General features: G+C 68.6%; 11 protein-coding genes. 1 reads left to right on the forward strand and 10 read right to left on the reverse strand.

Annotated elements, in window-relative coordinates; translation table 11 throughout:
• Nucleotides 1-33: 33 nt before the first annotated feature.
• The 3 genes from WG899_RS15385 to WG899_RS15395 are packed head-to-tail and all read right to left on the reverse strand — an operon-like array spanning nt 34 to nt 3534.
• The gene (locus tag WG899_RS15385) at nt 34-1011 is read right to left on the reverse strand and encodes a glycosyltransferase family 2 protein (RefSeq protein WP_339596532.1); all 978 of its coding nucleotides are present in this window, start codon (nt 1009-1011) and stop codon (nt 34-36) included.
• 13 nt (nt 1012-1024) lie between these two features.
• A complete protein-coding gene (locus tag WG899_RS15390; protein WP_339596533.1) occupies nt 1025-2257 on the reverse strand; it encodes a glycosyltransferase family 2 protein in 1233 nt (410 codons plus the stop codon).
• Nucleotides 2257-3534 (reverse strand): glycosyltransferase family 4 protein, encoded by a 1278-nt coding sequence (locus tag WG899_RS15395; RefSeq protein ID WP_339596534.1) that lies wholly within the window; start codon nt 3532-3534, stop codon nt 2257-2259. The genes WG899_RS15390 and WG899_RS15395 overlap by 1 nt, the downstream gene beginning before the upstream one ends.
• Nucleotides 3535-3778: 244 nt before the next feature.
• On the opposite strand from WG899_RS15395, the gene WG899_RS15400 reads away from it, so the two are divergent.
• Complete coding sequence (locus WG899_RS15400) at nt 3779-3982, forward strand: hypothetical protein (protein ID WP_339596535.1); 204 nt, start codon at nt 3779-3781, stop codon at nt 3980-3982.
• 55 nt (nt 3983-4037) lie between these two features.
• On the opposite strand, the gene WG899_RS15405 is transcribed toward WG899_RS15400, so the two are convergent.
• The 7 genes from WG899_RS15405 to WG899_RS15435 all read right to left on the reverse strand — a co-directional run bounded on the left by WG899_RS15405 (nt 4038) and on the right by WG899_RS15435 (nt 13955).
• Nucleotides 4038-5441, reverse strand: coding sequence for a glycosyltransferase (locus WG899_RS15405; RefSeq protein WP_339596536.1), 1404 nt, complete (start codon nt 5439-5441; stop codon nt 4038-4040).
• Nucleotides 5438-6064: an acyltransferase gene (locus WG899_RS15410; protein ID WP_339596537.1), complete on the reverse strand. Its 627-nt coding sequence runs from the start codon at nt 6062-6064 to the stop codon at nt 5438-5440. Before WG899_RS15410 ends, WG899_RS15405 begins: the two co-directional genes overlap by 4 nt.
• Nucleotides 6061-7086, reverse strand: coding sequence for a glycosyltransferase family 2 protein (locus tag WG899_RS15415; protein WP_339596538.1), 1026 nt, complete (start codon nt 7084-7086; stop codon nt 6061-6063). Before WG899_RS15415 ends, WG899_RS15410 begins: the two co-directional genes overlap by 4 nt.
• A 14-nt stretch (nt 7087-7100) precedes the next feature.
• Nucleotides 7101-8153, reverse strand: coding sequence for a glycosyltransferase family 4 protein (locus WG899_RS15420; protein ID WP_339596539.1), 1053 nt, complete (start codon nt 8151-8153; stop codon nt 7101-7103).
• Between the two features lie 103 nt (nt 8154-8256).
• Nucleotides 8257-11265 carry a SpoIIE family protein phosphatase gene (locus WG899_RS15425; protein ID WP_339596540.1) on the reverse strand — a complete coding sequence of 1003 codons (3009 nt, stop codon included), beginning with the start codon at nt 11263-11265 and terminating at the stop codon, nt 8257-8259.
• Nucleotides 11266-11370: 105 nt separating this feature from the next.
• Nucleotides 11371-12381, reverse strand: a complete 1011-nt coding sequence (locus WG899_RS15430; protein ID WP_339596541.1) for an SLBB domain-containing protein — start codon at nt 12379-12381, stop codon at nt 11371-11373.
• Nucleotides 12378-13955, reverse strand: a complete 1578-nt coding sequence (locus tag WG899_RS15435) for a lipopolysaccharide biosynthesis protein (protein WP_339596542.1) — start codon at nt 13953-13955, stop codon at nt 12378-12380. The genes WG899_RS15430 and WG899_RS15435 overlap by 4 nt, the downstream gene beginning before the upstream one ends.
• Nucleotides 13956-14017 lie beyond the last annotated feature (62 nt).

Here is a 14017-nt window from a genome sequence, read left to right on the forward strand (position 1 = left end):
GGTGTGGCCCTCCTCAGTGCTTTGGGTGCGGGGCTACCAGGGCCGTGGCGGCGCGACACGGCCGCCCAGCGTGTCGCGCCAGGCTTGTGCCAAGAGGCCGAGTTGCAGCCTTGACTCCTCGGCCCTGGCCAGCTGACCGCGGCGTTTGGCGCGCCAGGCTCGCAAAGCATGCCAGCCGCGTTCCAGCCGGTTGACGCACCAGGCGCTCAGCAGGCCATGGTTCTTACGGTAATAGAGCAGGCCGCTGCGGGCCCGCCAGAGCGTCAGCTGAGAGCCGGCGCGCGCCACCGCGGCGCCCGCGACGGTGCGGGCCGAAACCCCGCCAATGTGCTGCACCTTGAGTTGCGGCCAGTACTGCACGCGGTAGCCGGCGGCCTGAATGCGGCGGCACAAATCCACCTCCTCGTAATAGAGGAAGAAGCGCTCATCGAAGCCACCGATGCTGTCAAAAAGACGGTGTCGCAGCAGGGCGAAGGCGCCAGGCACCCAGTCCACCGTCGCCGGCTGCGCCGGGTCGGCCCAGCTGCGGTCCAGCCAGCCCAACCAGCGCGAGCGCGGGAAGCGCGCCGCCAGGCCGCTCAGCACGATGGCCTCCTGGGGCAGGCTGGGAAACATGCGGCCCGAAGGTTGCTGCCGCCCCTGTTCATCGCGCAGGCAGGCACCGGCCAGGCCGACCTCCGGGTGCTGCCGCATCAGGGCCAGACCCTGTGCGATGGCGCCGCGCTCGGGCAGGGCGTCGGGGTTCAGCAGCAGCAGGATACGGCCGCGTGCGGCGCGAGCGGCCAGGTTGTTGGCCGCCGCGAAGCCCAGGTTTTGCCGGCTGCGCAGCAGCCGCACCGCCGGGAATTGCTCGGCCACCAGATCGGCGCTGCCGTCATGCGAGGCGTTGTCCACCAGCAGCAGCTCGGCGTCGAGTGGTGCCAGCTCCTGCATCAACAGGTTCAGTAGCGCCGGCAGCTGCGGCCGAGAGTTGTAGCTGACGATAAGAACCGAAAGTTCAAGCGCATACATGATGGGGCTCCGATCAGGGTTGACGTCGGGCACTGCGCACCCAGGCCGCGCGCCGTTGGGCGCTGCGCCAGACCCGCCCGGCCAGGCCAAGCTTCCAGCACAGATAAAGCGGCACATCCAGCAGGGCCAGCAGATGGGCACGCCCGGCCCCGATCAGGTGCAGCGCCAAGCCCACATGCAGCGCGAGCACGAGCAGGCCGAGCGAGGCCGCGAGCTGGGCCAGCGGCCCGCCCAGCCAGAGGGCTAGCAGCAATAGCGCGCAATGCCAGGCCAGCGGCAGCAGGCACAGGTCGAGCAGCGGGTCGAGCAAGCGCCAGCGGCCGCTCATAACGGCGCCGAGCAGCGGGACGGCCCGGTCCAGCAGCAGCCTCAACCGGCCGCCTTCCCAGCGCGCGCGCTGCTGAGCCGCGGCGTCGCTGGCGGCTGGCATATCGCCGCGCACCTGGGTGTCGTCTACCCAATGCACCCCCAGACCGGCTTGCAGCAGCATCTGGTGGTACTCAACGTCTTCGACAATCGAGCCGGCGCCATAGGGCAGGCGCTGCAGCGTGCGCCGCGACAAGGCGAAGCCATTGCCGAGGATGCCGGCCGACAGGCCCAGGGCCGCGCGGCCCCGCGGGCGCAAGACATTCCAGGCGCCCAGCGCCACATCGGCCAGCGTGGCACGTGGGTGACTGAGCGGGTCGCGCACGCGGTAGCGGCATTGCAGCGCATCGGCGTCGCTGGCCATGGCGCGGCGCATGCGCGGCAGAAAGTCGCGTTCAACATCGGTGTCGGCATCTATGACGATGAACCAGTCCGCCACGCCAATGTGTTCGAAGGCATAGCGCAGCGCATGGCCCTTGCCGCGCAGCAAGGGGTCGTGGCGCTCCAGCACCTCCACGCCCTCGGCCCGCGCCAGCGCGGCGGTGTCGTCCTCGCAGTTGTCGGCCACCACGACGATGCGGGCATGGCTGTCACCGAGCAAGGCGGCCTTCAGGCTGCGCAGCGTGCGCAAGATGCCTTCGGACTCGTTGTGGGCCGGCACCAGCAGCACGATTTCGAGCGCGGCCGAGGCGGCATTCAACTTCTTGCTGGCTCGCTGGGCCGGGGCGCACAGGGCGGCCAGCGTCAGCAGCGCGAGGTAGAGGCTGCCCGGCAGGCTGATCAGGCAGGCGAGCGCGCCAAGGGCTTGCAGCCAACCGGGCAAGCCGGCCCATATGTCGTTGAACAGGCCACTGAAGAGCTGATTCAGCGAAGTGTCCATCACCGTGCTCCCTGCAGTCCGACCGCCGGCAGGCTGCCGAAGATCTCGGCCAGCGCGGCGACGTTTTTGCGCAGGTGAAAGCCGCGCTCGACTTGCAGCCGCCCTTCGGCGGCGAGCCGCCCGCGCAGGCCGGCGTCTTCGATCAGGCGCTGCAGCTGTGCCGTCAAGGCCTGCACATCGCCCGGCGCGGCCAGCAGGCCGCTGCGCTCATGTACCAACAGTTCCGGAATGCCCATCACCGGGCTGCTGATGCAAGGCAGGCCACTGGCCATGGCCTCCATCAGGACGACCGGAATCCCCTCGGCCAAGCTGGGCAGGACAAAAACATCGGCATGACTGAGCTCGTCGCGCACCTGAAACTGATTCAGCGGGCCGGTGAAATGCACCTGCTCATGCAGACCGTAGCGGCGCACCGCGTCCTTCAGTCGTGCCAGATCGGGGCCATCGCCGACCAGGGTGAGCTGAAAGTCTAGGTCGCGGCGGCGCAGTTCGGCGCAGGCTTGCAGCAGCAAGAGCTGACCCTTGGCGGGCGTCAGACGACCGACACAGAGCAGGCGCATGGGCCCGCTGGCGCCGGCCTGCGCTTGCCGCGCGAACTGGCTCAGGTCGACGCCGAGCCGGCACAGCTGCAATTTGTGCCATTGCGAGGGCGGCGTCAGCCGCATCAGCTGGCTGCGCGCGAACTGGCTGATGCAGACGATGCGGTCGGCGCTGGCCACCTTCTGGCGCAGCAACTGGCCCGGCACATCGTCGAACTCATCGGGGCCGTGGATCGTCATCGACAGCCCGGCGCCACCGAGTGTCTTGACGAGCATGCCGACCGTGGCCGCGGCATTGCCGAAATGCACATGCAGATGCTGCAACTCGCGCCGCCGCATCCAACGCACCACCATGGCCGCCTCGACCGCATAGGCCAGCGCATACACACGCCTGAAGCCGCGCCCGAAGCCCATTGCCGTGAGCAGCGTACGCAGCAAGGCCAGCGGCCGGGTGCCGAGTGCCCACAACAAGGCCAGCAGCGCGCCCAGCAGTCCATGCTGCTTGATGCCGTAGCTGCGCAGCGCCTCGCTGCGTTCCTCCGCTGTCATCTGTTCATGCAAGCGGTCGGGCGGATTGATCGAGGCGACCTCGACCCGCAGACCCAACTCGCGCAGGCCCAGCACCTCGCGCAGGATGAAGGTGTGCGACACCGCCGGGTAGCGGCTGACCAGATAAGCGATGGCGCCGCTTTCCTCCGGGTCGGGGTGCGGAACCATGGGTGGACGAGTGAGTGGCATGGCAGCATCCTTGTTCGAGGCGCCAAGAGCGTTCTTGGCTGGGTCTGATTACAGGCCCGAGCGAGCGCCGAGTTGTGACAGGACTGCAAACCCTGAACTTGCGCAGCGCATTTAGCCGCCTAGGAAACATCTGCTTGCAATTGACACGGAGCGATTACCGCTCGGTGCGCGGCGCGCGGCCGGCGGCCGCGATAGTTCGGGCCAGGCCGAATAACAGGTCGAGCCCGAGCCAAGAGGAGGCGCAATGCTCAGCGAACCCCCCGCACCCATCACCCCACGTTCCCTGTACCGCAGCGAAGCCTTTGCTGAGGATCTGTTCGAGCCCGGCGAGGCGCTATCGCGCTCGCGCAAGGGCCAGTCACTGCTGCGCCGCAGCCTGTTCGGTGTGTGCGGCCTGGCCGTGCTCATCGCCATGGCGGCCTTGCTGCTCTACTGGTTGTCGGTATGAGGACTACTCTGCCAAACGATGGGCGCGCCAGTTTGCGACGCCGCGGCCATGGCCGCTAACGTCTTGCTTTGGCTGCTCTTGAGTCGTTGGCGGCGAGTCCGGCGACGCTCGGGGCTGCGCACCGGTCGGCGTCCTTGAGCGCGGGCTGGGCCGGCTGAGGCTGGGCCAGCAGCTGCGCATAAAGCGTCTCGGCGGCATCCAGCCGGGCCTGCCAGGTGTGTTGAGCCAGCACCCGTTCACGCGCACGGGCACCGCGTGCGGCGGCTTCTTCGGGATGGGCCTGCGCCTCCTCGAGCGCCGCACACAGGCCGGTAACGGCCTCGGCCTCGCTGCCCATCTCAATGCGCCAACCCACTTCGGCATCAACGATCTCGGCCGGCCCGCCGAAGTTCATGCCTATCACCGGCCGGCCGCAGGCCATCGCCTCCAGCAGCACGGCGCCGCCGGATTCGCGCACCGAGGGCAGACAAAAAACCTGACAGCGCTGCATCGCTTCGACCACCGCTTCGGCGCCCAAGGCCCCTCGCCAGCGCACCCACCGGCTCAGTCCGTGGGACTCTGCCTGGGCTTGCCAAGTGGCGCGCATCGGCCCGTCGCCGACCACCTCGAGCGAAATCGGGATGTTTTGCTGCAGCAACCTGGCCTGCGCCTGCAAGAGCAGACCGAGCGCCTTGACGGCGACCAGGCGACCGACAAAACAGACCCGCAAGATCGGCGCCGAATGGGGGTCTGCCGGGTTTATCCGCTGTGAGGCTTCGGCCGGCCGCGCCGCTTCAAAGCGATGCGGATCGATAGCGTTTTCCAGTATGGGCAGGCTGCGTTCGCGTACGCTCGAGGGCAGGGCGGCGCGGGTCGCGGCCGTGGCCACCAGCACCGCGCGGCTGTGCCGCAGCGAACCCAGGCATGCCTCCAAAAAACGCGGCAGCAAGCGCAGGCGCGCCAGGCCCAACGCGTCTTCCTGCAGCACTTGTTCAAAGCCGGGCGGTGTCTGCAGCCCGCAGTTCAAGGGGCCGCGCAGCACCGGCAGGCCGAGCCGGTGCAGGCGGGTCGGCGCCGACACGGTGACCGGCGTGACCAGGTGCAAGAGCCGCCAGCGGGCCCCGTCGCGGCGCAGTTGCCTGAGCCGGCGCAGCGCCAGTGCGTCAAACAAAAACCAGTCCAACTGCGAGAGCATGAAGACCGCGTGTTCGCTGCGCGGAAAGCAGCGCTTCGCCAACCGGTAGAGCGGGCCGGCGAACCATTCGGTGTCGATGTAGAGGACCTCGCTGCCGCTCGGCGGCGGGCCCTCGGCCTCGATGGCGGCGCGATTGCGCACATGGGTCAGCAGCGTGGTCGGGCGGCGTGCGGCCATGCCGCTGAACCATTGCCAGCCGATCTGCGAGACCGAACCGAGTCCCGGCCCACATTGGTAAGCCAGCAGCAAGAGCGGCGCGGGGCTGTCGGTGGGCGGGGTCTTCATGCCGCCACCTTTTGCGTGCCCAGGCTTGAACCCGCCGGCAGCGGACGCGCTGGCACGCCGCCGACCACCGCGCCGGCCGGCACATCATGGGTCACCACCGCATTCGCGCCGACCACCGCGCCGTCACCGATGCGGACCCCGGCCAGCACCACGGCGCCACGGCCGATCCAGACATTGCGGCCGATGCTGATGGGCGCGGCGCTGTGGCCGCTGTCGCGCAGCGCCAGGCTGTGCCAGCAGCCGCTGGGGCGACGGTGGTTGGCGTCGCGCAGGCTGGCGTATTCGCCAATCATGCTGCCGGCGCCAATGCTGAGGCCGGCATAGGCGACCAGATGAACGCCGCGCGACAGCACCACGCCATCGCCGATACGGATGCAGCCCTCGGCGCGGGTTTCCCAATACTGCTCGGGGTAGAGGTAGAGGCCTTGGCCGAGGGTGATGCGCCGCGTGCCATGCAGCTCAACCGGCCCCTCGATGACCACCGAGGGATCGATGGCTCGGCCCAGGCCGGAGCCTAAGCTGGCGTGGGACCACAAACGCAGGCAAGCTGGGCCCAGCCTTTGCCAAGCGCCGGCCAGCGGCTGCAAGAGGCGCGACAGCAGGGCCTTGATGGCGGGCCTCATCGCGTTGCCCTCCGGTACTCGATCAGGCTCGGCGCCTGCCGCCGACGCTGCAGCCGCCACCAACGCCACTGGCCGATCAGGATGGGAATTTGCTGCAGATGGGAATGCAGCGCATAAGACCAGGCCAGCACGGGGCTGTCGGGACATTTCCAGCGACAGCGCTGGGCCGAACGGTGCAAGACGCCGAGGCCGAACAGCAGGCCGGCGAGCAGCAAGACCGGTGCCAGCGCGGGCAGCAGCCAGGCCAGCAGGGCGATCAAGGCGGGTCCGCCCAAGAGGGCCGCAGCATGGCGGCGGTTGCGGCGCAGCTCCGCGCTCCAAAGCGGGTCGGCGCTGCCGGCATAACGCGCCGCCACCTGGGCATAGGCCAGGCCGGCACGCTCGGCGCGCAGCCACCAGCCGGCCAAGCTGTTGATGGCCAGGTCGTGGCGCGTCATCGGGGCGTCGATATGCTCGATCTGCCAGCCGAGGGCGCGCAGACGCCGGCACAGCTCGGGTTCCTCGCCGGCCACCAACTGGTCATCGAAACCGTCGGCGGCCTGCAGTGCGGCCCGCCGCACCAGCGCGTCACCGCCGAAATAGTCAACCCGGCCGGGGGCGAAGACCCAATCCAGATCGAGCACGCGGGTGTAGATCGATTGGCTCGGCCGACTTTCGCGCCGGTGGCCCCAGACCGCCGCCACCTGTGGGTCGGCCAGCGAGGGCAGGGCCTGGGCCAGGAAGTGCGGGTCGAGCAGGGTGTCGCCGTCCAGAAACAGCAGCAGCGGGCCGCGGGCGGCGCGCCAGCCGATATTGCGGCCGGCGGCGGCGCAGGGGCGCTGGGTCCCCAGGCCCAGCACGCGCGCGCCCAAGCTCAGCGCCAGCGCCGGGCTGCCGTCCAGCGAGTTCGAGTCCACATAGATCAGCTCATGGCGCAGGCCCAACCAGTCGGCGGCGTGCACCGATTGCAAGCAGTCTCGCAGGCGTTCGCCCTCGTTGCGACCGATCACGACCACGCTGATGTCGACGCTCTTGAATTCCATGGATGAAGCCGTATTCATGTGGCACCTCGCAGCAACTCGGTCAAACGTGGCAGCAGCCGCTCGGCCGCATAGTCCTTGGCCAGCGAGGCGCGCCCGCCAGCGCTGACGCGCCACAGCTGCGCCGGTGGCAGCTGCATCAACTGGCGCAGGCGCTGGCCGAGGGCGATGCCGTCATTGGCGCTGAACTGCCAGCCATTGATGCCGTCTCGCACAATGTCGGCCGTGCCGCCGCTGTTCGGCACCAGCACTGGCACGCCGGCGGCAAAGGCTTCCAGCAAGACCAGGCCAAAGGGCTCCTCGGGGCAGGTGTGCAGCAGTAGGTCGGCGCGGCCCAGCTCGGCGGCGGCCTCGGCGACAAAGCCGTGCAGCTTGACGTTCGGGTGGCGGCGGGCGCGCTGTTGCAAGAGCTCGGCCTCCTCGCCCGAGCCATAGATGTCGAATTGCAGATCGCGCAACTCCGGCGTGTGGTCCAGCGCATCGAAGAGCAGGCCGACCCGTTTGATGCGGTCGAGCCGGCTCAGCAAGATCACTCGTTGAAGGCGTTCTCGCACGGGCGGCCAGGCCGGGCTGGATGCAGCGCCTGCAGGCCGAGGCAGGAAGTTCGGCAATACGGTGATGGCGGCGTCCGCCACGCCATGAGCGAGCAGGCGCTGGCGGACGAAGTCGGAGACCGCCACCAGCCGGATATTGAGGCCGACGAGCAGGCGCTTGCGGCCATAACTCAAGCGTTCGTCGGTGCCGCCGTGCACCATATGCAGATGCGCGCCGCGCCCGCCCAGCAGGGCTTGCAGACCGGCGGTGGCCAGGGCCTGCCAGACCCCGGTGCTGAGCACCGCGCTGTGCGGTTGGCGTCGCAGTTGCTGGGTCAATGCCCGAAGCATGGCCCAGCGGCCGCCGCAGGCCAGGCTGCGCAGGCCCGCCGCTAGTGCCGCGGCATGCACCGGGCCGGGCGGCGCAATGATCAGGCCCTCAAACTGCGGGCGCAGGGCCTGCAAGGTGGCCAGGGCCATGCGTTCGGTGCCGAATAACTGTCCGCTGTGCAGGACATAGGCCAGGGTGGGCATCATGAGCGAGCTCCTTGCGCGAGTGCAGGGCTCTATTGCAGCGCCGACCAGGCCTTAGGGTGTCACAGCATTGCAAACTCGGCGGGACAGGCTGAGCAGCAAGGCCTCAGGCGCGGCCGGCTGGCAAGCGCTTGCTCATCCGTATTGTGTTGACGCCCTCGTGGTGCAAATAGCGCACGCTGTCGCTGGCGCCGTGGATGATCTCCAGGCCAAAGCCGCCTTCCGGGAACTCGCCGAAATTGGTTTCCGGCAGTTGCTCGGGCGGCTCGAAGGGCTGGCCCAGGTGGATCAGCTCGAGCAATAAGTTCTGGCCCTCGCGGCGGATTAACAGCTCGGCCGGCGCGCCGGCCAACAGGCCCTTGCCGTGGCGCACGATATTGGTGAAAGCCTCCACGCCGGCCACCTCCAGCAGGCCGCTGGCCAACTCGTCCAGCCCGGCCTTCAAACAATGCTGGCCGATGAAGCCGCGCAGCGCCCGCAGCGACGCCAGTTGCAGCGGTAGCTCGATGCGGGCGGCTGTACGGCGGTGGCCCTGGGCCAGCACCAGGGTGACATCGTCCTTCAGCTCAACTTTGCCGCCTAGCAGGTCGCGCCGCAGGCTGTGCAGCACCGCGGCCGGGCTGTCGTGCTCCAGCACGCGCTCGATCACGGCCGCAGCGACCCGCTCGCGCCCGATTCGCTCGCCGTCGTCGCGCAAGGCGTCGGTGACGCCGTCGGAGCACAGGAACAGCGCGTCGTCGCTGGCCATGTCCAACTCATCCTCGCGGTAGTCGGCCTGGTCCAAGACGCCCAGCGGCGGGTGCTGGTTGGGCAGCGAGCGGCTGCTGCCGTCGGCATGGATCAGCAGCGTTTCCTCATGACCGCAGCCGACCCAGGTCAGCCGCCCGGCGGCGGTGTCGATGCGCAAATAGCACAGCGTCACAAAGGCGTCCAAGCCCTGCAGGGCTGGCGTCATGGCTTGGTGCACGGCGGCCACCACGGCGGCCGGCCGCGGCAGGGCTTGGCCGGCGATCGTATGCGTCAGCAGCTCGGCAATGGAGCGGCTGAACTGCAGCTTGGTGGCGGCGCCCATCATGGCGGCCGCCAGGCCTTTGCCCATCACATCGCCGGTGATGATGTCGACGCAATGCTCGCCCATCCGTACCACCTCGACGAAGTCGCCGTCTATGCCTTGCGAGGCCTGGCCATAACTGCTGATCTGCAAGCCATCGATCTGCGGCGGGGTTGGCGTCACCAGCAGCGACTGCTGGATGCGGGCGCCGACCTGCAACTCGCGTTGGCGCGCCGCCTGCAGCTCGGCTTCGACACGGCGGCGCGCGGTGATGTCTTGAATCGCCCCCGACAGGCGCACCGGTTTGCCGTCCACCATATCGGCGCGGCTGACCGCACGGACCCACAGACGGCGGCCTTTGGCGGTGATCAGCGGCAGCTCCAGGTCAAAGCCCTCGCCGCGCGCGATGCTCAGTTGCATGGCCTCGCGCAGCGGTGCTTGCGCCTCCGGGGCGAAGTACTCGATGGCCTGCTGCAGCGTTGGCTGTTGGTCGGGCTCGAGGTCGTGGATGCGCAGTGTCTCCTCGGTCCAGCGCAGCTCATGCGTTTCAACATCGAACTCCCAGCCGCCGATGGCGCCAATGCGGCCGGTCTTGTCGAGCAGTTCACGGCTGGCGCGCAAGGCTTTCTCGGTGCGCAGCCGGGCGCTGATGTCGCGCAGCGTGGCGGTGAAGAGTTCGCCCGCCTCGGTCATTACCGACACGATGGTCAACTCGACCGGCAAGGTCTTGCCATTGGCACATTGGGCCTCGAGTTCCAGGCGCTGATTCAGCACATGCGGCACGCCGCTGCTGCGGTAGCGCGCCATGCCGGCCAGATGGGCCTGGTGTTGCTGCGGCGGCACCAGCAGCTCGTGCATCGGCCGGCCAATCGCCTCGGCGGCGGCGTAGCCGAACATCCGTTCGGCCGAGGTGTTGAAGTCGATCACCCGGCCCTGGGCGTCGATGGTGACGATGCCGTCCGGCGAGCTTTGCAGAATGGCCAGCTTGCGCTGCTCGCTGCGGCGCGTGGCCGCCTGGGCAGCGTCGACGTCCAGCCGCATGCGCTGATCGCGGCGCAGCGCACGTTGGATGGCCCAGTGCGCCCCGACCAGGCATGTCCAACCCAGCCACAAAAAGCCCAGTGCCCAGGCCAACACCGGCGTCAGCTCATGGCGCAGCTGGGCGTAGGGTTGCTCCACCAGCAGCAGCAAGGGCCAGGCGCGCGTCAGGCGAAAGGCGCTCAGCACCCTGCTGCCGTCCGAGCCGGGGCCGTCGTCGCTGGCGAATTCGCGCTCGTTCTGCTGGCGTTGTACCGCCGTCAAATCACGCAGCGAGGTACCGGCCGGGATGTGGACCGCGGCGCTGCCGACGAGCATGTGGCCGCTCTGCGTCAGCAGCAGGGCGCGGCTTGGGCTGCCGTCGAGGTAACGCTCAAACTGGGTGGCGAAATGCTCCGGGTTGATCAAGGCCAGCAGATAGCTGGGCTGCTCCGGCGTGCCCAGCATCATCAGCATCGGCAAGGCCAGCCTTTGTTTCGGGTCTGGGTTAGCAGCACCGGGCCGGGCGCTTGCCGTTGCGAGCGCGTTCAGTTCGTGCAGCTCACGGCCCTGGGCCAGTGGCGCCAGATGGGCCAAGCCGAGCTCGAAGCGAGGTCTCGGCAGGCCTAGCGTCTGGGCCGAAATCTGTTGGCCCCGATTGGCGGGCTCGCTGCTGGCGCGTACCCGGCCCGCTGCGTCCAGCCAAGACAGGCTGCGCAAGAACGGCCGGCCGGCCAAGCTGTCTTGTAGCAGGGTGTTGAGCTGTTCGTCGGCCGGGCCGGCGGAGGGCTCCAACCGGGCGACCCAAGGCTGCAGGGCACGTAGCAAGGCCTCGGCCTCGGCCAGGGCGCTGGAGGTCTGGGCCTCCAGCACGCGGGCCTCGAGCCGGATTCTTTCGGACTGCTGCTTGTGCACCTCGCGCGCCGCATAGAGCACGAAACCCAGCGCCATCGCACCCAGCAGCAGGGCACTGAGCCAGGCCGCGACCGTCAAGCGGCGGCTGCCGGGAGCGGGCTTGGGCGGCTGACTGGGCAAAGAGCTGGGCATCTTGGCAGGCGCTGCGAATGGGGTTGAGCCGAGGCAGTCTGGGCGAGGTCTTGACTGTAGAGGAGAAGTGCGGAGCAGCTCTTGCTTGCCTGCTTGCCTATTTGCCTATTTGCCAACCGCCAGACCAAGCGTCATGAAAGACAGCCCGGCCGCCAGCTGACGACTGAAGTAGCCGAACTCGGCCATGCCGCTCTTGGGCACGAAGATCACATCGCCTTCTTCCAGCGCATAGTTGACGCGTCGGCTGCCGTCCATCAGTGTCTGCAGGTCGACCAGCTCCAGCTCTTTGCGCGCCGGGCGGTACAAACCAATCTTCTTCGGCTGCGCGTCCTCGTTGGGGCCGCCGGCGGTGGCCAGGGCATCCATGATGGACATGTCCGGGGTCAGCCGGTAGGCGCCCGGCCGCAACACCGCACCCAGCACATAGACCATGGTGTCGGCCGAGTCGGGGATGTAGATCAGGTCGCCCGGTTTCATGCGCAGGTTCAGGCGCACATCGCCGCCATTCAGCAGCGTCTTCAGGTCGACCCAGATCAGCTTGTCTCGGCCGCGGATGATGGCGCAGCGGGTCAGCGTGGCCTGCTTGTCGATCACCGGCAGCGAGCCGGCCTTGGCCAGCGCCTCCAACAAGGTGGGCATTTTGTCGAAGCTCAGTAGGCCCGGATTGGCAACCCGGCCCAAGACTGTCAGGCGGTTCGAGGTGTATTGCTCGACGCTGAACTGCACCTGTGGGTCGATGTAGAAGCGATTCAGTTGTTGGCGCACCTGGGCGGCCGCTTCCTCGCGTGTCAGCGTGCCGATCTTGGCCGGGCCGGCCATCGGCACGGTCAGCACGCCGTCGGGGCCCAGCACATGGCGGCCGCTCAGCTCGGGTCGCCCCCAGACCTGCAGCGACAGCACATCGCCGGCTCCGAGGCGGTAGACCGGGTCGTTCGATTCCTCCATTTCGGCCAGCGACTCGGTGGGCGGGAAGTCCACCGACTTGTCCACCGCCTTGAAGGGCGGCAGCCGCTGCAGCTCGCTCGACAGCGGCCGGCTCGCGCAGGCCGCCAAGGCGCCAAGCAGGGCGATGGCCATCAGCAATAGGCAGGATCGGAGCAGCGGTAACTTGTTCATACGAACCTCCAACGCAAGCGGGTTGGCAGACGATTGCGCAGGGCTTGGCGCAGCTGCTGCCGCTCGGCCGGGCGCAGCAGCAGCGCCTGCAGCAACAGGCCAGCCAAGATCAGCCAAATTGCCAACGCCAGACCCAGGCCCAGCAGCAGCGCTGCGCGAGACGGCAGGCTTTGCAGCAGCGGCATCAGGCTCCAGGCGAGCAGGGCGCCCAGCAGGTAGGCCCACAGCGTCGGCAGCAGTGTCTGCAGGGTCAGGTCTTGCCAGCGGCCTTGCAGCCGCCGGTGCGACCAGAGTAGAAAGCTGGCCGCGGCGGCGCTTTGGCCCAGGCACAGGGCTTGGGCCAGTGCCGGTAGTTGAAGACTGGCGGCGCCGGCCCGCAGGCTCCAGGCCAGCGCCAAGCCCAGGCCAAGCAGGCGCAGGCCGTGATAGACAAAGTCGCCGCTGAGCCGGCCCTGGCCGCGCGCCACCGCCGTCCCCGGCCCGGTCAGCATATGGGCGTGCAGGCCCAGGCTCAGCCACAGCATCAGCGGCGCGACCAGGGCGGTGTTCGGCAGGGTGCCCAGCCAGGCGCGGCTCAGCGGCTCGGCGAACAGGGCAAAGAAGGGCAGCACCAGGCCAAGGCTGGCCGCGCTGATGCGGCTGGCATCGAGGTAGACGGCGCGCAGCGCGGCTTGGGCGCCCTGTGCATCGTGGCGGGCCGCCGCGGAAACCGCCACGCCGTTGGCGCTGGACGTGGCGGCCGAGGCGGTCACCGGCAGCTTGGCGGCCAGATCAAACAGCGCCGCTGCCTGCGGGCCGATCAGGCTGCCCGCCAGCAAACGGTCCGCCGACTGCAGGGCGGTGGAGAGCAGGCCAGACAACTGCATGCCGGCGCCGTAGGCAAAGAACTGCTTCAGCCGCGCCGGTTCAAACAGCCGTGGTGACAAGCGCAGCCCCGGCAAGGCCCCGTGCGCCAGCCAGGCATTGGCACTGCCCGAGAACAGATAGCGCGCGCCAAAGGCCAGCAGCAGGGCGCGCACCCCCAGGCCCACCTGCAGCAGCCCCACGATCAGCAGCGCCTCCAGCACAAAGGCGGCCACCCAGACGCGCTGCTCCTGGCGCAGCCGGCCCACCGCGTGCAGCACATTGGCAAAGGCGCCCAAGCTCATATCGGCCAGGAAGATGGCGGCCGCGCCGAGCCAGAGTTGCGCCGCCAGCGCCTGCTGCGCCGGTGCAATCTTGAACAGGCTGAGCAGCGCGGGCAGGGCCAGCCAAACGCCCAACAAAAGCAGCAGGGTCAGGCCGCCCATCGCCAATATGCCGGTCGACAAGAGGCGCGAGATCGCGGCCACATCACCGCGCTGGTGCAGCAGCGCGGTCTGGCGCAGATAGATCAAAGAGAAGCCGGACGCGCACATGCCGATATAGCTGACCAGCACAAAGCAGGTCGACCACAGTCCGTAATCGCCCAGCCCCATATGCGTCAGGGCCAGCGGCGGCAGTGCCACGCGGGTGGCCGCGTAGAGCAGCTTGGCGCCCATGCCGAAGCACATATCGCCAACGCTGCTGGGGGTGGGGCAGGTCTGGGCTTGCATGTTTGGCATTGGGCTCGCTCGCGCCCGGCCAAGAGTGGCAAGACTGTGAACTTGCTGGCCGC

Source organism: Paucibacter hankyongi, assembly GCF_037482915.1.
GTDB lineage: Bacteria > Pseudomonadota > Gammaproteobacteria > Burkholderiales > Burkholderiaceae_C > Paucibacter_A > Paucibacter_A hankyongi.

What these genes read in the sequence shown, in the direction of transcription:
- WG899_RS15435 (WP_339596542.1), bottom strand. Translation starts at nt 13,955, where the DNA reads ATGCAAGCCCAGACCTGCCCCACCCCCAGCAGCGTTGGCGATATGTGC.
- WG899_RS15410 (WP_339596537.1), bottom strand. Translation starts at nt 6,064, where the DNA reads ATGAGGCCCGCCATCAAGGCCCTGCTGTCGCGCCTCTTGCAGCCGCTG.
- WG899_RS15420 (WP_339596539.1), bottom strand. Translation starts at nt 8,153, where the DNA reads ATGATGCCCACCCTGGCCTATGTCCTGCACAGCGGACAGTTATTCGGC.
- WG899_RS15425 (WP_339596540.1), bottom strand. Translation starts at nt 11,265, where the DNA reads ATGCCCAGCTCTTTGCCCAGTCAGCCGCCCAAGCCCGCTCCCGGCAGC.
- WG899_RS15415 (WP_339596538.1), bottom strand. Translation starts at nt 7,086, where the DNA reads ATGGAATTCAAGAGCGTCGACATCAGCGTGGTCGTGATCGGTCGCAAC.
- WG899_RS15390 (WP_339596533.1), bottom strand. Translation starts at nt 2,257, where the DNA reads ATGGACACTTCGCTGAATCAGCTCTTCAGTGGCCTGTTCAACGACATA.
- WG899_RS15385 (WP_339596532.1), bottom strand. Translation starts at nt 1,011, where the DNA reads ATGTATGCGCTTGAACTTTCGGTTCTTATCGTCAGCTACAACTCTCGG.
- WG899_RS15430 (WP_339596541.1), bottom strand. Translation starts at nt 12,381, where the DNA reads ATGAACAAGTTACCGCTGCTCCGATCCTGCCTATTGCTGATGGCCATC.
- WG899_RS15400 (WP_339596535.1), top strand. Translation starts at nt 3,779, where the DNA reads ATGCTCAGCGAACCCCCCGCACCCATCACCCCACGTTCCCTGTACCGC.
- WG899_RS15395 (WP_339596534.1), bottom strand. Translation starts at nt 3,534, where the DNA reads ATGCCACTCACTCGTCCACCCATGGTTCCGCACCCCGACCCGGAGGAA.
- WG899_RS15405 (WP_339596536.1), bottom strand. Translation starts at nt 5,441, where the DNA reads ATGAAGACCCCGCCCACCGACAGCCCCGCGCCGCTCTTGCTGCTGGCT.